This window comes from Saprospiraceae bacterium (genome assembly GCA_016715965.1).
Classification (GTDB): domain Bacteria; phylum Bacteroidota; class Bacteroidia; order Chitinophagales; family Saprospiraceae; genus Vicinibacter.
Genome location: JADJXG010000001.1, coordinates 3,288,249 through 3,309,589, shown reverse-complemented (window position 1 = coordinate 3,309,589; position 21,341 = coordinate 3,288,249). Strand labels below are relative to the sequence as shown.

Genomic DNA, 21,341 nt, shown 5'->3' with positions numbered 1-21,341 from the left:
ATAAACTTTTAACCAATTCAAAAAATGTGAATATATTACCGCTTGATTTAAAGCCGAAGCCCAATGATGACAGAAAATCAAAACTTGAGAGAATTGTCTCAAATGGCAACTCATTTGATACCGTCTGAGATTATCAGACTTGGAAACGAAATAAATAAACTAATTCAGGAAGGTCACCAAATATACAATATGACAATAGGTGACTTTGATCCTAAAATATTTCCGATTCCCGAAGAACTAAGAGATTTTATTGTTGAAGCTTACCATCAAAGCCATACCAACTATCCGCCCGCACACGGCATGCCTGAATTGAGAAAAGCCATATCAAACTATATAAATAGATACCAAAAACTGAACTACCCGGTTGACCAAATTTTAGTTTCCGGGGGGTCCAGACCATTGATTTATGCGGCATATTTAACGATCGTTGACCCTGGAGAAAAAGTGATTTATCCAATTCCTTCATGGAATAACAATCATTACAGCTACTTGGCAGGTGCAATCCCCGTTGAGTTGCTGACCCAATCCGGATATTATTTTATGCCTCGATTGGAAGAATTGGAGGTACTGCTTGGCGACGCAGTTTTGTTGGCATTGTGCTCTCCCCAAAATCCAACAGGAACCATGTTTTCAAGGGAATCAATGATGGACATATCAACTGCCGTACTAAAAGAAAATTTGCGGCGAAAGGGAAAGAAAAAGCCCATTTATATTTTGTTTGATCAGATTTATAGTCAACTTTGTTTTGATGAGCACCAACATCTGGATCCTGTTAATTTAGTTCCTGAATTGCGAGACTATGTCATTTACATTGATGGAATGTCCAAGTCATTTGCTGCAACCGGAGTAAGAGTTGGTTGGGCATTTGGTCCTTTGGAAATCATCAATCGAATGAGAGCAATTTTGTCGCATATAGGTGCATGGTCACCCAAAGCAGAACAGGTTGCTACAGCTCGTTATCTAGAAGATTTTGAAAAAGTTGATCAGTTTCTATCTCAGTTTAAGCGAGAAATTCACTTAAGACTATTTGCATTGTATCAGGGCTTGGAAAAATTAAAGATGGAGGGATTTCCTGTGGAAGTCGTTAAACCTCAAGGTGCTATTTATCTTACCGTTCGATTTCCCTGGAAAGGATTGTCTTACGGGCAGGGTTTGTCATTTGAAAGCCAAAGTACGGTTACTGAATTTTTACTCAAACAATGTCATTGGGCCATTGTCCCTTTTATGGCTTTTGGGGCCGACAAGGAATCAGATTGGTATAGAATATCTGTAGGGACCATTGATCTCACAATGATCCCTGACATGCTTGATTTACTGAAAGCTGGTATGATGAAATTTTTAAAATAAAAGAACATTTAAGACAATTCGATCATGCAGAGAGATTCAATTTTTTCAGTCATTCTCGCCGGAGGTGTTGGCAGTAGATTTTGGCCTTTAAGCAGAAACAATCACCCCAAGCAGTTTTTGGATATTTTGGGTACAGGAAAGTCTTTGTTGCAGCTGACCTGGGACAGATTATTGAATGTAAGTCCTGCCAGTAACATTTTGATAGTCACTCATAAAGATTATTTCGAACTTGTAAAAAATCAGTTACCTGATGTGCTTGAAGAGAATATTCTTCTGGAACCCGAGCGCAAAAATACGGCCCCCTGTATATTATATGCTGCCCTAGTGATCCAAAAAATTAACCCAAATGCATTAATGTTCGTTGCTCCTTCAGATCACTTGATTTTGCAATCCAATCAATTCATATTGGATGTAGAGGAATCAGTCAGCTTTTTAAAGAATGAAGAGGGGATTTTAACTTTGGGAATTCAAGTATCCAGACCTGATACTGGTTATGGATATATAGAGTTTGATCCTGAAAGTGAAGAAAATAATGAGGTTTTTAAGGTTTCAAGATTTGTTGAAAAACCAGATAGAAATTTGGCCATTGAATATATGAATACTGGCCGATTTCTTTGGAATAGCGGTATGTTTTTATGGTCTATTCCGACCATTCTGTCGGCATTTCAAGAGCAATGTGCTGCAATGTATCAATTGTTTGAAAAGAATGGTTTGGAACAAATTGAAAAGGTCTATCAGGAATGCGAGAACATTTCTATTGACTATGCGATTCTCGAAAATTACAATAAGATCTTTGTAAAAAGAGTTGATTTTGGTTGGAGTGATCTCGGCACTTGGGGATCTGTTTATGGTTTAATCCAGCAGGATGAATTTGCGAACACCTCTCTGCATGGCAAACAAATTCTTCTGGAGACCTCAGGTTGTATGATTTACAATGAAGGAAATCAAATATTAGCAACCTACGGAATCAGAGATTTGATCATAATAAATACAACAGAAGCCATCTTGGTTTTACCAAGAAATGAAGAACAGTCAGTTAAGAAATTGGTGCAAAAGATAGAAAGCCAGTTTGGAAATAAATTTTTGTAAACATATTGTTTTACTTTGCATATTCAGATATCACAACAGCGATTGTGACAATTGCCGTAAAATTTTCTTTTTAATTGAAGAAGTACTTTTAGGTTTGGAGATTAAATCAATAGCAGGTAATACTTTATAATAAAAAAAGTCTATTCCATAGATAATCAATAGCTTGTGAATGTTGGGCAGCAATCTGTTCATCAATGATCCGAAAAAATTACTAACTTTGTGCTTATCTCTATTTTTATGCTAAAGGATTTATATGTTAATTCCGAGATTGGTAATCTCAAAAAATTAATTGTTCACAGACCAGATGTAGGGATTGATCGCATAAGTCCAAAAAGAGCGGGTGAATTGCTTTTCGATGACATCGTTTATTTACCTACCATGCGAGATGAGCACGATGTTTTTACCAAAATTTTGGGTTTTTTGATTGGTTCAGAAAATGTTTTGGAAACTGAAGTTTTGATCAGGGAGTCTCTTGATGCAAGCATGGATTTAAAGGCAGAATTAATTCTTAAAATTAAGGAATGGGAAGAGCTTCCCAAGGCATGGGTGGATGAACTCAATAACATGGATCATGTTGAATTGGCAAAAGTTTTAATTTCGGGTTACGATTCAAAGGGAGACAAAATTTATTTTGATCCAATACCAAATTTTATTTTTACAAGGGACATTGGTTTGGCCATCAAAGACCATATCGTTATTACCAAAGCCGCAAAATCTGTACGCCACAGAGAAAATTTACTCACCCGGTTTTTTTTATATGCCCATCCCCTCTTTGCACATTTGAATTTGGAAAATAAATTGATTAATCTAAATTTAGTGGATGAGTTTCCTCCGTCCAGGGACGGTGAACCCATCTCAATCGAAGGCGGTGATTTGATGTTGATCAATGATGATTACTTATTAATAGGATCCAGCGAACGAACAACGGAGCATGCTTTAATGGTCTTAAAGAAAGTGTTGTTTAATAAAGGTCTAATTAAAAATGTGGTTGAAATAGACGTACCAAAAGAGCGTTCCTTTATGCACATCGACACTTTGTTTACACAAATTAATCACAGACAATTTGTGGGCTATAAACCCATCGTAAAGGATGGCTTTGGATCATACGTTACTGTACACAGAATGAATGGTGAGGTCATGGAATATCCATCTGTATTGGATTTTATGCAAAATGAATTGGGCAAGAACATCCAGTTTATCTGGAGTGGTAACGGTAAATCTCCATACCAGGAGCGAGAACAATGGACTGACGGTTGTAATTTGTTGACAATCCGACCTGGTCTTGCCATCACTTATGACAGGAATCCAAAAACAGAAAAGGCATTTAAAGATTTTGGTTATCAGGTAATTCATGCCACTGAGCTATTGGAAAATTTTCAAAGTGGAAAAATGAATCCGGCTGAATTGAAGGATACCATTATCACCATTTCTTCAAGCGAATTATCAAGGGCGCGTGGAGGCCCACATTGTATGTCATTCCCAGTGAGCAGAGAGACCTTGATAAAAGATGTTTAGACATAAGACAAATTGGAGGGTGAGGTATTCCGAGACAGATAGAATGGGTTATGTCTATTATGGAAATTATCCTATGTATTACGAAACCGGAAGGGTCGAGGCATTGAGGTCATTGGGTTTGAGTTATCAAAAGATGGAGGATGAAATGGGGATTTTTATGCCCGTTATGTCCATGAATTGCAGGTACATAAGGCCATGTTTTTATGATGAACTTCTGTCTTTGGAAACCACCATCTTAAGTTTAACCGATAATACCATCCATTTTCAAACCAATGTATTTAAAGAGAATGGAAAGTTGGCAAACAATGGCCTTGTAATTCTTTGTTTTGTTGAAAGGGAAACAAAAAGTAGAATGGCTACACCCTCTGTCCTCTTTGATCTTATCCAGCCTTATCAAAATGACAATCAATAATCGAATCCATCGTTTTGTTTCCAATTCCGAACTCGTAAAAAAAATGATGGTATTTGCACAGTCAAACTCTTTCCCAGGATTTCAAGGAGTTAGTATTTATGATCTTATTTCCTTTATAAAATCCGAGCTTAATAAGAATGATATCTCCACAAAGTCAAGTGCTATGGCGTATCATTTTTTTTTAGCTTTGTTTCCCGCTATTGTCTTTTTGTTTACCTTGACTGCTTATTTGCCTTCAGAATTGGATTTATTTAGGACCCTAGAGATTTCGATGAATAATATTTTACCAGAAGATACTTCAAAATATTTATGGAACAATGTTGTTTCCGGACTTAAGCCACAAGCCAAAGGAAGTTTGCTCTCCATCGGATTTTTACTTGCACTGTATTTTGCCTCCAATGGAATCCTTGCAATGATGAAGGGGTTTGACAAAACCTACAAATCAAGTTTTCGAAAAAGAAGTTTCATAGAAAAGCAAACAGTTGCAGTTATAATTACAATTTTATTGGGTCTTTTACTTATCGTGTCTGTCATACTTCTCATTTTAGGAGGTACAATTTTTAACTGGCTATTTGGATTGTTAAATTTGGATGTTTTTACTTCCTATGCCATTAAAATGTTACAATATCTTGTAGTTATTTTGCTGTTTTTTACAGTAATTGATTTGATTTATCGCTATGGCCCAGCACTTAGGAAACCCATCGGATTTTATTCTCCTGGCACGATATTCGCAACATTGGGTTCAATTTTGTCTTCTTTGGTGTTTGGTTATTTTGTCGAAAATTTTTCGCAATACCATAAAGTTTATGGGGCTATTTCGGCACTCATTATTACCCTGATTTGGATTCGGTTGAATGTAATTATTTTGTTATTGGGCTTTGAAATTAATGCTGCAATCATTATCAATCGTCAACTAACCGCGCCTTCGCAAAATTGACCTTAATTTTTTATATCAGTTTCTGAAAGGAACCTGATAAATGGCTGTGTTAATTTCCATTTAACCAATATATCTTGGATCAATTTGGATTTGTCATATTGATTTTCTTTCAAACAACCTATAATATAGAATGCTTTATTGTAAATTTCAGGAACGCTTTGAGCGACAGATTTCAGGTGTGCAGGTAGTATTTTACTTTTTTCTCCAATGATTTCACCAAAATGTTTTTTGAATTCCTGTTCATTGATAATGGAATTAAATTCAGTAAAATTCCTTGAAATATGATTTCTAATTCTCAGAAGATTTGCACTGTCAGGTTGATACACCCCGGCATAAAAATCTATTCTTTCAGGATGAACTTCAATATACCATCCTGCTTTTTCCATGCTTTTTCTTCCCCCTGTACTCAACAAGGCAGACATGTAAGTTTTGTAGGGAGTTTTGTCCTTTGAGAATCTTACATCTTTATAAATTCTGAATATTGCTTCTTCAGGTAAATTTTTATAGTCTGGCATCAAGTTGGAAAATGAATCAATCAGGTCTTTTATAAAACCCTTAAACATAGTCTCTGCTTCAGTTTTAAAAATGGTTTTGTTGCGATTAAACCACTCCCTGTTATTGTTGTCTGACAGATCTCGGAAGAATTTTGTGTATTCAGGACTAAGCATTTCTTTAAATTACAATTTCTCGTAAAAATAATGACTATTTTTGCAATAGATTGCAGATTTATGATTTATCAGTTTAAAGAATTTATCCCATACATCCATCCATCCTCTTTCGTTCATCCTTTGGCAGCTATAACAGGATGTGTTAGAATTGGAGCCAACGTGTATATCGGTCCGTTTGCTGCAATTCGGGGAGATTTTGGAGAGATTATTATCGATGACGGGTGTAATATACAGGAGCATGTTATGATTCACATGTTTCCTGGGATGGTCGTGCATTTGGAATCCAATGTTCATGTCGGACATGGCGCTATTATTCACGGTGCTTACATTCAGTCAGAATGTTTGATTGGCATGAATTCTGTTATTATGGATGGTTGCACAATAGGATCTGGCAGTATTGTGGGTTCAATGTCCTTTGTGAAGGAAGGATCCACATTTGAAGATCGATCTTTGATAGTTGGAAATCCAGCTAAGGTGATTAAGAAAGTTTCCGACGAAATGTTGGAATGGAAGAAGCAGGGCACACAACTGTACCAGCAGTTGGCCGGCGAATGTTTGAATGAACTTAAGCCAGTTGAGCCCTTGAATACACTTCCTGAGAATTGGAAAACACCTACCGGAGAATTTAAAAACTGGACAAAACACAAAACATAAAATATGATGGATCCATATGTGAAAGTGTCAACAAAAGAGTATTATGAAGAAATTAGTTTTTTTTCTGAGCAAAGCAACTCTCTCCCATCTGCATTGCTACTTTCGTTGGCTGATAAAATTACAGAAGTTTCAAAAAGTTCTACTAAATCATTAATCTTACTTAAGAGTGAAGGAGAAAAAGCATTTTGCGCTGGAGCAAGCTTTGATGAATTGGTTACCATTCGTGATTTGCCATCAGGGATACAATTTTTTTCCGGATTTTCCAAGGTTATTCTTGCCTTAAAAAATTCTCCAAAAATAGTGATAGGTCGTATTCATGGTAAGGCTGTGGGTGGAGGAGTTGGTTTGGCAGCAGCTTGCGATTATGCAATGGCAACTCACTTTTCTTCTATCCGTCTAAGTGAATTGGCAGTAGGTATTGGGCCTTTTGTGATTGGTCCGGTGGTCGAAAAAAAAATTGGAACATCTACTTTTGCAAAATTGGCTTTGAATGCGACGGAATGGCAAACCGCTGATTGGGCAAAACAAAATAATCTATTCCACGAAGTTTTTCAAACCACGGAACAGTTGGATCAATATATTGAATATTTTTCCTCGATATTGGCTTCCTCAAATCCGGAAGCTTTGGCTGAACTAAAGAGTGTCTTTTGGGAAGGGACAGATCATTGGGAAAATCTAATGAATAAAAGGGCCTCGATTAGTGGTAGATTGGTATTAAGCCAATTTTCTAAAAATGCAATCGCTAAATTCAAACAGAAATAATTACCACCTTAGTTAGAGATGACAATTTTCCTTGAATAAGGATACTGATGATCCAACAAGACATAAGCTGTAATGATCCCTGGTTTTACGTCTTTTAAAGGAATTTCCAGCTTGTCACCTGCATTAAATGTATAATTTTGTATTTGAAGCCCCTGTTGGTCTATTAAACAAACAGAAATATTCTTCCAACCATAGTCTGCAAAGTCCAAAAACAAGTTTTCTTTTGCTGGTTGTGGGTAAAAGTTAAAGATTGGAAATTTCTCATTTCTGGTATTTCCACTTTGAGTTTGATTATGAATTGATTTTCGTAATTTTATTTTGACAATGTATGAATTTGCTGCTGTTGTAGATGCTTTGTTATTACTCCAGGGATTAGGATCAGTTGTTGGGTTATAGATTCCACCAAACAGAATGGCTATGTCGATCGAATCTGTTTGAATGGAGTCCAATTCAATAATCTTTGAACTCTCATTTGTCCTTTTGATATGGGGTAAAATATAAATTTCAGAATTGGTACCAAAATATCCCGGCAAACCAGTCTGTTGATACTTTTCAAAATAACTTCCATCCGGTAATCTTACAATGGAGGAAACTGTCTTGACAAATGGGACTTTAGGGTCCTGAATGACTTGTGCGTTTTCATCAATGAAATATTCAGCCATTCCTCCAAAAAACCACTGCTGCATGATGTTTGCTCCCCTTTCATAAATGCCCAATTTAGCACAATGATAGTTGGCTAACAACTGTCTGAAATCTTGAATGTCAACAAATCTGTTCGAATTTAATCTAGCAATATTGAGAAAGGGCCTATTTTCATTGACAAGAAATACTCCCGAAAAGACCATGCTTTCCAGAATCCCATCCTCAAATATGAAAGGCACTAAATTAAAATCGCGTCTGTGAAAATTAAACTCATCGATAAGATCAAACCAATCATTAATTATAATATCATTGCCTTCAAACTTCAGTTTAAAGCTTGAAGCTTTATTTAAATAATGTTGTACTATTGCTCCTGAGTTGTCATCATAAATTCCGTAAAATTGATGCCCTCCAACTAAGAGAAAAGCATCATTGATCATGATGAGTTGTCCACCAGCGATTGCAAAATCCGGATGGATCAATTGTCTGATCACTCTGGAGGAGGTATCAGACCAATTAGAGAGTTTTTTTGCTTTCGCCAAATCCACAACGATCAGACTGGCATAAGTTAGAAAACTATCCAATCTATTTTGACCATATCCTCCAATGATCAAAAGAAAATTATCTTTTTGATAGAAATTAGTGGCTGCAGCAATTAGTGGATCCAGCAATGAGTCCGGGAGGAATCGAAGGTCCATCGAATCAATATGTTGGGTAGAAGGATTCCAAATATACAAATTGAAGTTGTTTGTTTGTCTTTCAAACCCTGACTTTTTTTCATGAATACCATCTTTTCTTCCGCCGAAGATATATACCTCATTTTCCCATTCTCCGTAGCTAAAGGAATGGATGTTTGGCCAATTTATTAATCTGATGGTATCAAAACTGAATTCAATCTTCTGTTGAGCCGAAGTATTGAGCGCACAAATGCAAAATAGGCCCAGCCAACACTTTGAAAACATGTCCGAAATCATTTACAATTCCCTTAATTTAAGATTTTGGTATTCGGGTCATCCCTACCAATCTTCTAAAGCTATATCGACCTGTACCGTACAAATAAATATGTATAAGTCCACCGGTAATAGCAATATTTTTCATAAATAGAATCGAATAAAGGGTTTGTTTGTCAGGGGCTTTGTTCCAAAAAGAGTAGACAATAAATGTAACCGGAACCCAATAAATCAACAACAATAAAACAGCAAAACCTGGTCGATATCCAATTAATAAAAAAATACCCCCAACAGTGAGAGCAATTATGGTAGAGACCAGTAAAAAATCCTGATTCCAGGTCAATCCATATTCAGTCATGGTCAACTTTGTCCTGTCAAAAAACTTTGCAGAAGTAAAAGCTTCAAATAAAAATATAGCTGAGATAAATGCACGTGCAATTAGATCCAATAAATCTTTCATGACCGACACTTGCTGAATTAGGCGGAAAATGATTGGCCACAACCACAGGTTTCTTTTGCGTTGGGGTTTACAAAAGAAAAACCACGGTTGTTCAATCCATCTACCCACTCTATTTGCATGCCAACCAAATATAGAGAATGGGAAGCTTCCATATATACTTTGATTCCTCCAATCTCAAATTCCTGATCATGTTCTTTCTTTTCATCAAATCCAAGTGTATAGCTAAATCCGGAACAACCTCCACCTCTTACTCCTACCCGAAGTCCAAAATCTTGAGGAATTCCTTGTTCTTGCCTGATTCTGTTCAACTGATTCAATGCAGAATCAGTAATTATAATTGGAGATTGATCGATGACATTCATATTTGCTCACATTTACCATCATCCTAACACAAAATTAAATAATTTTGTTCCTATTATTGCAGTTATATTCTTAAGTATCTGTCCTACAATAAATTATAAAAAGAATGGAGGTTTTTTTTGAAGTCTTAAAGTACACCTTGCCTTCGGTGGTTGTATTTTTAACAGTCTATTTTCTGTTAAGACAGTATTTTAATCTTGAACGCCTTAAGTTTCAATCAGATCGTTTTGCAAAGACACAAAAAGATTCATTACCAGTCAGGCTTCAGGCATATGAGAGGTTGAGTTTATTCCTCGAGCGCATTCGTTTGTCCAATTTAATTATACGTTTTCCCCATCTTAAAGATACCAGTGCAATATCATGGTATCAATCAATGATGATGGCAGTTCATCAGGAGTATGAGCACAATATGGCCATGCAATTGTATGTGAGTGACAAATTATGGGAAATTGTTCAATTTGCAAAAAATGAAACGCTAAACGCACTGACTGATGCTATTTCACAAAACGCGTTATCCGATGTCGCTACCGCAAATTTAATGCAACTCGAAACGACATTGCTTGCAGATAAAGCGGTCAATACTGCTTTGTCAGCAATTAGAAAGGAGATTCAGATTTACTTATAGCTAAACTTTGGAATTGTTATTAAATATCAATTTTGATAATTGAATTATAATCCTTCATTATTTGCATAAAATACTCAAAAAAGGAGTTTGGATCTTTTCACTTTGATTGGCAGATCTATCAACGAGGTACAATTCGTAATTGATACTATCGTTTGGGAATTGTGGAGGTGATGAACATGGAGGAATTCCTTGTGGAAAAATGCAACAAGTATTGAAAACCCTTAATTTAATTGTTCCAGAAACAGGTTTTCCATCTGAGTTTGGCAAATCGGGTAGTTTGTAAGAATCCTGTAGTTTTCCCGTTCGGCGATCGTACAAAAAAATATCCTGGGATGGATTATTTGCCCCAAAGCCAATATCACCATCTCCATCCTCAAATCCGATTTCCAGCCAAACAGAATCCTGATTAATATCTCCTTGCATAAACTCCAATTTGGAAAAAGAGATAAACCAAATTTTAGGAATAATGTAAGGTGGAGTTGCATTGTCACAGGATATACTTAGAAATGTTACACTAAAGAACAGATATCTGTAAAATTGCTTCATAAATACTATAGGTTCATTTATATTATCAATTGAATGACGCTAAAATTTATAAATCAAAGGTTGGTTTTAATCCAATCGATCCGTCACCACCGTAAAATTCATTAATTATGCGCACAACATCTTCCGGATCATCTACAATTGGAATCAAATCCTTGTCATTTGGTGAGATGTATCCATACCTCTCGCCAACTACATTCATTAACCAGTTTTTTAAAGGGTTCCAAAATTCTGCTCCTATTAACATAATGGGCACTTTACTGATTTTTCCAGTTTGCGTTAAGGTTAATACTTCAAAAAGTTCATCTAGGGTGCCGAACCCCCCCGGTAGCGCTATAAAAGCCTGCGAATATTTTACAAACATCACCTTTCTGACAAAAAAGTACCGGTGATTAAGGGTTTTTCGCGGATCCAAATAGGGATTGCTGAATTGCTCAAATGGAAGATTGATGGTTAGCCCAACAGAAACCCCATTATTAAGATGAGCGCCTTTATTGGCAGCCTCCATGATTCCGGGACCTCCCCCTGTTATAATTCCAAATCCTTCCTCTGTTAATCTTTGTGCTATTTTACACGCCAATTCATAATGCGGGTGGCCTTCCGTTACTCTGGCTGAGCCGAAGATTGAAACACATGGTCCCAGTTTTTGCATGGTTTCAAAGCCATCCACCAGTTCAGCCATTACTTTGAACATGGTCCAACTATTTTCGGCTTTTAGTTGGCTCCATTGTTTCATTGATTTCATAGTTTTAGAATTGACATTTTATTTTAAAATTCGTGATTTTTAATCATAATATGATTACCTCAATCCATTATTTCTTCCTCCGCCTTCTCTATCTCAGTCTGAATATTGCGAAGTCTCTTCTTGCATAATTCAATTAAATTTTTGGCGTTTACCAATGTGGACTCCAACTGATCCACCGGAATATCATTTTTCTGGAGTTTTTCCAAGGTGGATTCAATTTCTTTAATGGCTTCTGAATAAGAATCATTCTTCATAACACTAAATTTCATTTGTAATTTTAGAATTCAACTCGACAGTTCCGTCTGCCCAGTGAATGTTTAACTTTTCATTTTTATTAAGGTTTTTTATTTGGGTAACTCTTACATTATTTTGACTTACCATGGTAAATCCATTAGAAAGAATTAGACCCAAATCATTTTGTTGCAATTGCATTTCCAGGCTGTGTATTTCTTTGGTGAGATCAATTAAATATTTTTTGTAGGTTGAAATTAATTGAATTCCAATTTTATTTATCCGCATGTATTCCAATGAAACAATTTGGGCTAAATGGGCCTTTAGTTTTAATTCATATTGTTCGATCCTGCTTTTATGGTAAATTGTTTTTTGTCCAATATTTGCTGTTAATTGTTCAAAATATTTCAACATCATTCTTTCAAATTGAAAATTGTGGTCCAGTAAATGTTCCGCAACCGCGGTAGGTGTTTTGAATGAGCTGTGACAATTTTGGTCAACGATGGACTCGTCCTGATGGTGACCAATTCCTGAAAAGACAGGAAGTTGTGAATGACTAATCGCACCGGCTATTGCAAAATTATCAAAATCATGTAAATCTGATTTTGAACCTCCTCCACGGATGATGACAATACAATCAAAATCCTCTAATCGATTATTAATTTGACCGATGGCATTGATCACATCGGTCTCCGTTGAAATTCCCTGCATACTACTTTGGAATAAATTGAACCTGAAGCTGTATCCATATTTATTTTGATTCATATGGGTGAGAAAATCGATGTAACCAGATGCTGATGGACTACTTACAATAGCAATTCTTTGAATCACTAATGGTAGTGCAAGTTCTTTATTTTTTTGCCAAACTCCTTCTTGAATCAACTGCCTTATAATCTCATTTTTCCTTTGTTGAATTTTCCCGAGATAGTATCTTTCATCAACATCCAAAACAACTAACTTTAGTCCGAATTTTGAATGAAAATCAACCAGGACTTTCATTCGTGTCTCATTTCCTGGTTTTAATATTTGCAAAAGATCCGTTTGAATGTGGGCTTCAATTTCTGCAACTTTTGCTTTCCAAATGACAGCAGATGCCTGTGCAATAATGTCTTTTAATTCTCCTTTTTCCGCCAACTCTAAATAATAATGGTTTTTGACCATTTTAATTTGCAAAACCTCGCCGGTGATCCAAATGGGCTCAGGAAAATTAAGAGCTACTACCCTACTGATTTTATTGAATAAACTGGACAATGAGATGGTTTCCATCTCAAAAAGCTTAGGCTAAAACTTTGGTCACCAAATCGGCAGCCTCTTGAAGTTCGATGGCAGAGTGGACTTTTAGACCTGATGAATCAATAATTTCCTTTGCAAGTTCTGCATTAGTCCCTTGTAATCTCACTATGATCGGAACTTGTATGTTATTCATATTTCTGTATGCGTCCACAATACCCTGTGCTACCCGATCACATCGGACAATTCCTCCAAATATATTGACTAAAATTGCTTTTACCTCAGGATCTTTAAGTATAATTCTAAATGCTTGTTCAACCCTGGCTGCATCTGCTGTACCTCCAACATCTAAAAAATTAGCTGGGTTACCTCCTGCCATTTTAATAATATCCATGGTTGCCATGGCCAATCCTGCGCCATTCACCATGCAACCTACATTGCCATCCAATTTTACATAGTTGAGATTGTGATGTCTTGCTTCTACTTCAGTTGGGTCTTCCTCGTCTTCATCTCTCATGGCTTCTATCTCGGGATGCCTGTATAAAGCATTGTCATCAATTGCAAATTTGCAATCCACAGCAATAATTTTGTCATTGGAATTTTTCAAACAGGGGTTGATCTCAATCAAACTTGCATCAGATTCAACAAAAGCGTTGTATAAATTTCTTACAAAAGCGGTCATTTCTTTGAATGCTTGGCTGCTTAATCCAAGATTAAATGCAATTTTTCTTAACTGAAATTCCTGGATACCCAACGCCGGGTCTACAAATTCCTTATATACCAATTCGGGAGTGTCCTCAGCCACTTTCTCAATATCCATTCCTCCTTGTGTCGAATAAATAATTACATTCTGCTGCGATCCTCTGTCAGTAAGAATGGATAAATAAAATTCTTTGCACGCATCAAAATCAGGGGCATAACTGTCTTCAGCCAACAAAACTTTTCTAACTTTTTTACCAGGACCTTCCATACCACCGGGTGTTTGTGGGGTCTTTAGCATCATTCCTAAGATTGAATTTGTATAGTTAATAACGTCAGATAGATTCTTGGCTAATTTAACGCCTCCACCTTTGCCACGACCGCCTGCGTGAATTTGTGCTTTAACTACTGCAAATGTAGTCCCTGTTTTTTGTTTTAATTCTTGGTATGTTGCTTCAGCTTTTGATGCATCTTCAATCATCATACCCTGCTGAACAGGCACACCAAATTTCTGTAAGATTATTTTTCCCTGGTACTCGTGTAAATTCATAATGAGATATCTATTTTACCAACAGTTTTTGTGTGATGATTTGATCTCTTGTTTTCATTGAAATAAAATAGATCCCTTTTGGTAGTCCTTCTATGTTCAATTTATAAAAATGGTTGTTTATTTTTTGTAGAGGCCTATATTCCAAAACACCTAGTTGATTGGCAAGCGATGCGTCTAAAATATCAACATTTTCAGATTGTATGGTAATTTCATTAATATCTGTGGCAGGGTTTGGGAATATATGGATGCTTGTTACAGTTTGATCAGAATCTAAAATATTAGAAATTGTATTGTAGTGAAAATAAGAAGTGTCGGAAACAGGCTGACAAAAATCAAATTTATTAAAAGGCTTTACACGCCAGTAATAATTTCTACCACTCACTAAATTGTCTAGACTGATATGATTCGTTTGGGTGGAGGTGAATTTTACAGTGATTGTCATTGCCTCATTTCGGGCTAGGTGAAAAATGTAACCATCAGCTCCAGGGATTTCAGGCCAGGTAAAATTTACAGAACTGGTTGAAATTACGGAAGAATCATTTGGCCACATATTTTCTTTTTCTATTCTGCTGAGATAGACTGGCTGTACAGCTGATCTCAATAATTCAGATCGATTTGAATGAAGAAATTGGACCATTGCTTCAGACTGATCGGATGAAAATCGGCTCATGCATCTATCGTTGGCATAGGACATAAATAAACTTCCATCTGCCTGAAACAATGAATCATTGAGGTCTTTCAGAAAATAAGATGTTTTTTGTTCCTGATTGCATGTCCAACGGTTACTGATGTAATCAGGAGTGGTTCCACAATAACCATCCGCTTGATTTTGGCATCTCTCTCTGTTTACGTTCTCGATGGGACGCCTTACCCTTTGTTGGTATGCTGAGGTGGGTTGAGAACCGTTGTATGAAATTCCTTCCCAGCCAAAAAACGTATGCGGCAATGAAAAGAAATGTCCTAATTCGTGTGCCCAGGTATGTGATGCCTTACCTAAACAGGATTTACTCAATGCCACTGCATTTCCATCCCAGGCGAAATATCCACATGTGCCAGCTGGATTTGTTACAATGTAACAATTTATTACATTGTCCACATTATTGGTTTGCATCATTTCAATTCCAGCATGAAATTCGGTGTGGTTGTCCCATTCGCCATTTTTAATAAAGTTAATTTCATTTTCCATGTAAAATTGGAATCCAGTTTGCTCAAAGTCTTTATTAAGTGTACAAAGTGATTCATCCAATGAAATTAAGTTGTATAAACCATTGCCTTGATCATTGAGTAACATATGTACTTGTATGGGGAGAAAAATAAAGCCACCTTCTTTTTTATAAGTAAGTTGACTTGATTTTTGAGCCATTTCTAACATGACACTTTGATCCTTGTGGCTTGTACCACAGGGCTGATCTTGTGCCTTTAAAATTTCAATAAATGCAAAAAGAATAAATGTCCACAAGAGAAATAATCGCGAACCCATAGATGGAAAGAATTAAATCAATTTAAAATAATAAACATTTACCCCCAATAGAACCATTGACGGTTTTCACTCTGTAAATATATCCACCACTAATTGGCAATTGTACTAAAACTGGATTTTGTCCAGGAGCTAAATTCATTGAGATCAGTGCCACTTTTTTACCATCCAGTCCAAATACTTCAAACTCAGCATTTGCAGATTGTCTTGCATTTATGTTAAATTGAAGCTGATTGCCTCCTACAGAATACCAGTCAATGTTGTGGATGTCTTGCAAAATGTCATTATTGGAAACTGCAAATTTTCCAGTTGTGAAGCTAATTGGATTCATGATATTGTGGCAAAAATTTGTGCTATTGTAAGCAAAAACTCGCCAGGCATATCTTTTGTTTGCGAGCAGGTTGGTCAAAGTGGTATCTGTCCGTCTAGTGATAAAACTAACATTTTTGACGGTTAAGGAGCTTTCGCCATATTCAACGAAGTAATGGGTTGCATTGGGTACAGCAGCCCATTCAAATTTGACCTGATTGAAACCTTCCGTAATGGATTGATCCAAAGGAGAAACTATACTTATTTCTGAAGTCAAGGAAGGAAGAGGATTGTAAGCAGCTTTTAGGTAATTTCTCTGACTACTATTGTAATCCCTATTGATGGCTGCAATCTGTTCCGTTGAAAAATTTTGAAGACAACTCAAGAAATAACTCATCATATTGCGCTCATCCGGATCCAATGGTTGGTTGTCTGGATCAACCGCACAACCATTATATACACAACCTCCGGCCCATCCAAAGCCAAGATTATAGTCCGCAGGTGTATCACAGAAGCCATCAGCGGCTAACTTGCAAACCAATTGACCGTTTATCCTCTTAGTAGGATCAACGTATTCTACCTGAACGGGTTGATTATTTATAAATACTGTATTGGGTGTCGGTGTGTTACAGGTATATCGAGTGGATTCCCAGCCATAAAAAGTGTGAGCCAAACTAAAAAAATGACCGATCTCATGTGCAAGGGTTGTACCATTTGAATTTACGGAAGAGTTTCCTGAAACTATGTAATCTCCAGAAGGGCTATAAAAAGCCAAAACGCCTGTTTCATTTTTATTGGCTACCCGGGCGCAAATGATGTTGACTGCATTTCGATTGTTATTCGCCAGGCTATTGCACCAGGCCGTACCTATTTGACTAATTGGATCATCATACAGAGCAAAATTGTTAACAAAGTTAATGTGTCTAAGGTAAAATTGAATTTCAAGGGGCTCAAACAATCGATTTATGGCGCATAAATTAATGAAAACATTTGCAATTCTCAATCTTCCTGAACCATCCGCGTTGGCAGCAAGGTGATAATTGACTGGAATATATCGAATGGCTCCGGTTCTTTGTGAGAGCAAGCCCATTTCTTCCCTATTTTTGAACATTCTGTCGAGAATAACTCTTTGATCTTCAATACTAGTTCCGCAAAAACCGATTGGCTTTTCCTGAGAGAATAACACGATGCTCCAAAGAGCAAAAATTGAAAATGTGAATTTTTTAATCATTTTAAGTTTAATTAATTTCAAATATAACACAAAAATACAACAACTTGACCAAACATCTAAGTAGTTTTGCGCCGATTTATCTAATAACGATTGAATATGAATAAAGTTACCGTCATCGGGGCAGGAAATGTTGGGGCAACAGTTGCAAATGTTTTAGCCCATAAAGATTTTGTAAAGGAAATTGTACTCGTTGACATTAAGGCAGAAATGGCTCAAGGCAAAGCCCTTGATTCCTGGCAACAGGCTCCCGTGGATTATTATTCTACAAGAATAACAGGCACAGATGATTATGCTTTAACAAAGGATTCTGATGTCATTGTGATTACAGCCGGCCTGCCGCGCAAACCTGGAATGAGCAGAGATGATTTAATTTCTACCAATGCAGGCATTGTGAATTCTGTTACCAAAGAGGCATTAAAGTATTCTAATAATCCAATTATAATCGTGGTTTCCAATCCCTTGGATGTGATGACGTACGCAGCCTATAAGGTAAGTGGTCTGAATTCTAAAAGGGTATTTGGCATGGCAGGAATATTGGATACAGCACGATACCGCGCTTTCTTGGCTGAAGCAATTGGGGTGTCACCCAAAGATATACAGGCATTATTGATGGGCGGTCATGGCGACTCAATGGTCCCGTTGCCAAGATTTACCACTGTTTCAGGAATTCCAGTAACTGAATTTCTTGATGAAGCTAGCTTGCACCAAATTGTCGAAAGGACCAAATATGGTGGTGGTGAGTTGGTAAAACTCATGGGTACATCTGCTTGGTATGCACCTGGAGCTGCTGCTGCCCAAATGGTGGAAGCAATTTTGAAAGATGAGAAAAGAATATTTCCCTGCTGCGCAATGCTAAATGGCGAATACGACCTGAGCAATGTATTTGTAGGAGTCCCTGTTGTGTTGGGGAGAAACGGAATTGAAAGAATTATTGATCTCAAGTTAGACTCAGCCGAAAAAGACCTTCTTAATCAATCCGCTGCAGAAGTTGCCAGTATGATGAAAGTATATGATAATCTTCCGCAATCCTAGCAATTAAACCAGAGGCTATCCTTTGCTGTTTAGCTAGTGATGAATAAAATCAATGAAAGACTTCGCACCCTTAGTACCCATGGTGGAAAATCGATCGGCGAGCTAAGTTATTCCAAACCAGTACTCCTCGTTTTTCTTAGACATTTTGGTTGTACATTTTGCAGAGAAGCACTTGAGGAAATACGGATCCTTGATAAAAAATTGGATTCCGGACAAATTTCGATCATTTTGGTGCATATGGCGGAGCCTAGTATCGCCATGAGTTATTTTGAAAAGTTTAAAATTTCCCACTTAGATCACATTTCTGACCCTGATTGTAAAATATACCAGGATTTTGGTCTGATCAAGGGGCGATTTAATCAATTGTTTGGTTTTAGATCATGGATTAGAGGTGTAGACGCAGGTATTGTAAAGGGCCATGGTTGGGGAGTACAATTGGGAGATGGTTTCCAAATGCCCGGGGTATTTACCATTTCCAATGGTAAAGTAACTTCAGAATTCAGGCATAGATATGCCTCAGATAAGCCAGATTACCTAAGTATGATTTCGTGCGTACCCACGTAATGTCAGGACATTTTGCTCGTTTAGGGACAAGACAGTTGTTAAAATTTTATGCAATGCTCTTTCTAAAGCCTTTATTATTCTTTTTATTAAATTGCACAATAGTTGTTTTTCTCTCTGGGCAGAGTTTTTTAGTTACTACCAAGGATAGCTTGCAGTTCTGGGCAGACGTAATGGCTTCTTCGAGGAATCCAAAATTTAGAATGAATGCAGAGATTCAGTTTAAAAATATTTTATTAAGCAGTTTGAGATCAATGGATTTGGATTCGAGCATCCTAATTCCAGGTTTGATCGTGGCAAAAGCTCCAGATAAAAAATTTACCTTTTATACCTGGCAATTTGAAGGCGAAAGGAGTTTATGGCATTATGGTGGAGTCCTAAAATGGTCCAATGGAAACTTATTGGTTTTAAATACAGAAAGAAGGGATTATTTGCGCATAAGAAAAGATCATATCACCTCTGACAATTGGTATGGCGCATTAATCTACCAAATTCTTCCAAAAGTGTTTGGTGCAAACAATGACCAATATATTTTTTTTGGATTTTCTCAGAATCAAAAAAGAGAGAAATTTAAAATTATCGATGGTTTAAGATTTAAATCGGATACTTTGTTTTTTGGACTTGACGATTTGACCCTCAAAGACGAAAACAATGAGTCATTTGGAGCTGCCAGGCAAGTGATCCGATATTCTGAAAATGCAAGTTGTAGCATAAGTTTTAATGAAATTGAGAACCAAATCATTTACGATCACATCATGAGGTTTGAAGATACCAGATCAGGGGGTGGTCCGGTTTTTATCCCAGACGGAACTTATGAATCCTTACAATATATAGACAATGCATGGAGGCATGAATTGCAATTGAGCAATACCCTATTAAACGAAGCACCAAGGGATCATCCAATTTTGGACAATAGACCGAAGGATCTGTTTGGCAGAGAGAAGAAAGAGTAATGTGAAAATAGTGGGGTGACCTAAAATTTTTAATAAGGACACCAGTTAAAAACTGCAATCTCCTTGGTAGCTTCTCCGCATTTGACCAATTCAGACATGGCGTGACCCGGAACCCAAATAATTTCATTTCCTGATTTTACGATGGGCCATTTTTTACGCAATTGCATATCGGTCCCCCTTTCCATGAATATTTTTTTGAGTTTTTTGGACTTTCCTTTCAGACCCAATGACTTTATTTTATCTCCTGGCTGATAATATTCAATTTTTAAAGGCCATTTGATTTGCTGAAGATCAACGTGAACTCGTTTAAAACTGGATTCATTCCTAATAGTTGGCTCGGTCTCTTTGTTCAGTGTCAGCTTGATTTCACCCAATTCCAAAGAACATTGGATCGGAAGGGATTCGATAAATATTACTTTGCCTAATTTTAATTCCTCTACCCTTTCTAGATTTAAATATCCTTTCCCAGTGGTAATCCTGAATCCTGTATTGGAATAGAAAACCTTACCTGCTTGATGAATTTGTTGTTTAAGATCTTGCAGGATACTAAAATTAAATCCGAATTCCACCAAATATTCATTGAGCAAATACAAATCGTCTTCTTTGGGGATCTTTATGATCGAATGGTTTTGATGTTTCAAAACATTAAGGGAAACCCATTCTTCTTTTTTCTTTGTGATAAAGTCATAGGCTTGTGCAAGAATAGACAATGATTGTTGAATGGAAGTTAGGGATCCAGGTTTGATTTTTTCAAAAAGTGGAATGATTTGATTTCTCAATTGATTTCGACTGTACTTGGACGATAGATTGGATGCATCTTCTCTAAAAGGTACCTGATATTGAGCGGCGTATTCATAAAGCTCTGTCTTATGAATATTCAAAAATGGTTTAATTGAGAAATGAAAGTTGTTTTCAATGGATACCATACCTCTTAATCCAGATCCATTAAGAAGCCGAAATAGAAAATTCTCAATCACATCACCTTTGTGATGTGCCGTTAAAATAAATTGATAACCAAATTCTGATTTTATCTTCTCAAAATATTGTAGTCTTAACTGTCGGGCGTTCTCCTGTATGCTTTTTTCATCTGGATTTATAGGGAATTCAGCCATGTGAAAGCAGATATTGTGGAGATGTGCCCACTCCATGACCAACTTGGCATCTAATTTAGAATCTTCACCTCTTAGGTGATAATTGCAATGAGCAATGCCAAATTTAAGGCTAAGGCTTTTCATACAATCAGCAAGAACCATGGAGTCCACACCACCACTGACTGCTACCAAAAATGTTGAGTCAAGATAAACATCCAGAGCTGTTTTAATTTCATTTTGAAATTTTGTTCGCAAATTCAAGAAAAGTTAA

23 protein-coding genes are annotated in these 21,341 nt (G+C 36.7%); 11 read left to right on the top strand and 12 right to left on the bottom strand.

The annotated features are described in order from the left end of the window. Positions 1 to 66: 66 nt before the first annotated feature. From IPM48_12725 to IPM48_12705, 5 genes are all read left to right on the top strand, one after another. The gene (locus tag IPM48_12725) at positions 67 to 1,347 is read left to right on the top strand and encodes an aminotransferase class I/II-fold pyridoxal phosphate-dependent enzyme (protein MBK9272449.1); all 1,281 of its coding nucleotides are present in this window, start codon (positions 67 to 69) and stop codon (positions 1,345 to 1,347) included. Positions 1,348 to 1,371: 24 nt separating this feature from the next. Continuing rightward, positions 1,372 to 2,436 carry a mannose-1-phosphate guanylyltransferase gene (locus IPM48_12720; GenBank protein ID MBK9272448.1) on the top strand — a complete coding sequence of 355 codons (1,065 nt, stop codon included), beginning with the start codon at positions 1,372 to 1,374 and terminating at the stop codon, positions 2,434 to 2,436. Between the two features lie 237 nt (positions 2,437 to 2,673). Next, positions 2,674 to 3,951 (top strand): arginine deiminase, encoded by a 1,278-nt coding sequence (locus tag IPM48_12715; protein MBK9272447.1) that lies wholly within the window; start codon positions 2,674 to 2,676, stop codon positions 3,949 to 3,951. Continuing rightward, positions 3,944 to 4,363, top strand: a complete 420-nt coding sequence (locus IPM48_12710; protein MBK9272446.1) for an acyl-CoA thioesterase — start codon at positions 3,944 to 3,946, stop codon at positions 4,361 to 4,363. Before IPM48_12715 ends, IPM48_12710 begins: the two co-directional genes overlap by 8 nt. After that, complete coding sequence (locus IPM48_12705) at positions 4,350 to 5,300, top strand: YihY/virulence factor BrkB family protein (protein ID MBK9272445.1); 951 nt, start codon at positions 4,350 to 4,352, stop codon at positions 5,298 to 5,300. The genes IPM48_12710 and IPM48_12705 overlap by 14 nt, the downstream gene beginning before the upstream one ends. Before the next feature lie 2 nt (positions 5,301 to 5,302). Here the strand turns inward: IPM48_12705 and IPM48_12700 are convergent, their stop codons facing one another. Continuing rightward, the gene (locus tag IPM48_12700; GenBank protein MBK9272444.1) at positions 5,303 to 5,968 is read right to left on the bottom strand and encodes a DUF2461 domain-containing protein; all 666 of its coding nucleotides are present in this window, start codon (positions 5,966 to 5,968) and stop codon (positions 5,303 to 5,305) included. Positions 5,969 to 6,028: 60 nt separating this feature from the next. Here IPM48_12700 and IPM48_12695 point away from each other — a divergent pair, with 60 nt between their 5' ends. Both IPM48_12695 and IPM48_12690 read left to right on the top strand, forming a co-directional pair. Then, the gene (locus IPM48_12695) at positions 6,029 to 6,622 is read left to right on the top strand and encodes a transferase hexapeptide repeat family protein (GenBank protein ID MBK9272443.1); all 594 of its coding nucleotides are present in this window, start codon (positions 6,029 to 6,031) and stop codon (positions 6,620 to 6,622) included. Between the two features lie 6 nt (positions 6,623 to 6,628). Beyond that, entirely contained in the window at positions 6,629 to 7,384 is a 756-nt protein-coding gene (locus tag IPM48_12690) for an enoyl-CoA hydratase/isomerase family protein (GenBank protein MBK9272442.1), read from the top strand. An 8-nt stretch (positions 7,385 to 7,392) separates the two neighbouring features. On the opposite strand, the gene IPM48_12685 is transcribed toward IPM48_12690, so the two are convergent. Genes IPM48_12685 through IPM48_12675 form a run of 3 tightly spaced genes read right to left on the bottom strand, consistent with a single transcriptional unit; the run spans position 7,393 to position 9,795 of the window. Continuing rightward, complete coding sequence (locus IPM48_12685; protein MBK9272441.1) at positions 7,393 to 8,985, bottom strand: hypothetical protein; 1,593 nt, start codon at positions 8,983 to 8,985, stop codon at positions 7,393 to 7,395. A 28-nt stretch (positions 8,986 to 9,013) separates the two neighbouring features. Next, positions 9,014 to 9,433 (bottom strand): DoxX family protein, encoded by a 420-nt coding sequence (locus IPM48_12680; GenBank protein ID MBK9272440.1) that lies wholly within the window; start codon positions 9,431 to 9,433, stop codon positions 9,014 to 9,016. A 17-nt stretch (positions 9,434 to 9,450) separates the two neighbouring features. After that, positions 9,451 to 9,795: an iron-sulfur cluster assembly accessory protein gene (locus IPM48_12675; GenBank protein MBK9272439.1), complete on the bottom strand. Its 345-nt coding sequence runs from the start codon at positions 9,793 to 9,795 to the stop codon at positions 9,451 to 9,453. 104 nt (positions 9,796 to 9,899) lie between these two features. On the opposite strand from IPM48_12675, the gene IPM48_12670 reads away from it, so the two are divergent. Beyond that, complete coding sequence (locus IPM48_12670) at positions 9,900 to 10,418, top strand: hypothetical protein (GenBank protein MBK9272438.1); 519 nt, start codon at positions 9,900 to 9,902, stop codon at positions 10,416 to 10,418. Positions 10,419 to 10,475: 57 nt separating this feature from the next. Here the strand turns inward: IPM48_12670 and IPM48_12665 are convergent, their stop codons facing one another. Genes IPM48_12665 through IPM48_12635 form a run of 7 tightly spaced genes read right to left on the bottom strand, consistent with a single transcriptional unit; the run spans position 10,476 to position 17,433 of the window. Next, on the bottom strand, positions 10,476 to 10,964 hold the full coding sequence (locus tag IPM48_12665) for a hypothetical protein (protein ID MBK9272437.1): 489 nt from the start codon (positions 10,962 to 10,964) through the stop codon (positions 10,476 to 10,478). Between the two features lie 46 nt (positions 10,965 to 11,010). Continuing rightward, the gene (locus IPM48_12660; protein MBK9272436.1) at positions 11,011 to 11,706 is read right to left on the bottom strand and encodes a TIGR00730 family Rossman fold protein; all 696 of its coding nucleotides are present in this window, start codon (positions 11,704 to 11,706) and stop codon (positions 11,011 to 11,013) included. A gap of 59 nt (positions 11,707 to 11,765) precedes the next feature. Then, entirely contained in the window at positions 11,766 to 11,975 is a 210-nt protein-coding gene (locus IPM48_12655) for an exodeoxyribonuclease VII small subunit (GenBank protein ID MBK9272435.1), read from the bottom strand. After that, on the bottom strand, positions 11,965 to 13,203 hold the full coding sequence (xseA, locus tag IPM48_12650) for an exodeoxyribonuclease VII large subunit (GenBank protein MBK9272434.1): 1,239 nt from the start codon (positions 13,201 to 13,203) through the stop codon (positions 11,965 to 11,967). Before xseA ends, IPM48_12655 begins: the two co-directional genes overlap by 11 nt. Positions 13,204 to 13,213: 10 nt before the next feature. Further along, entirely contained in the window at positions 13,214 to 14,416 is a 1,203-nt protein-coding gene (sucC, locus tag IPM48_12645; GenBank protein ID MBK9272433.1) for an ADP-forming succinate--CoA ligase subunit beta, read from the bottom strand. A 10-nt stretch (positions 14,417 to 14,426) separates the two neighbouring features. Then, a complete protein-coding gene (locus IPM48_12640; GenBank protein ID MBK9272432.1) occupies positions 14,427 to 15,896 on the bottom strand; it encodes a T9SS type A sorting domain-containing protein in 1,470 nt (489 codons plus the stop codon). Between the two features lie 22 nt (positions 15,897 to 15,918). Continuing rightward, positions 15,919 to 17,433, bottom strand: a complete 1,515-nt coding sequence (locus tag IPM48_12635) for a hypothetical protein (GenBank protein MBK9272431.1) — start codon at positions 17,431 to 17,433, stop codon at positions 15,919 to 15,921. A gap of 96 nt (positions 17,434 to 17,529) precedes the next feature. Here IPM48_12635 and mdh point away from each other — a divergent pair, with 96 nt between their 5' ends. The 3 genes from mdh to IPM48_12620 are packed head-to-tail and all read left to right on the top strand — an operon-like array spanning position 17,530 to position 19,979. Further along, positions 17,530 to 18,465, top strand: coding sequence for a malate dehydrogenase (gene mdh / locus IPM48_12630; protein MBK9272430.1), 936 nt, complete (start codon positions 17,530 to 17,532; stop codon positions 18,463 to 18,465). 39 nt (positions 18,466 to 18,504) lie between these two features. Next, on the top strand, positions 18,505 to 19,029 hold the full coding sequence (locus tag IPM48_12625) for a redoxin domain-containing protein (protein ID MBK9272429.1): 525 nt from the start codon (positions 18,505 to 18,507) through the stop codon (positions 19,027 to 19,029). Between the two features lie 53 nt (positions 19,030 to 19,082). After that, the gene (locus IPM48_12620; protein ID MBK9272428.1) at positions 19,083 to 19,979 is read left to right on the top strand and encodes a hypothetical protein; all 897 of its coding nucleotides are present in this window, start codon (positions 19,083 to 19,085) and stop codon (positions 19,977 to 19,979) included. A gap of 29 nt (positions 19,980 to 20,008) precedes the next feature. On the opposite strand, the gene tilS is transcribed toward IPM48_12620, so the two are convergent. After that, the gene (gene tilS, locus IPM48_12615; protein ID MBK9272427.1) at positions 20,009 to 21,331 is read right to left on the bottom strand and encodes a tRNA lysidine(34) synthetase TilS; all 1,323 of its coding nucleotides are present in this window, start codon (positions 21,329 to 21,331) and stop codon (positions 20,009 to 20,011) included. Positions 21,332 to 21,341: the final 10 nt, after the last annotated feature.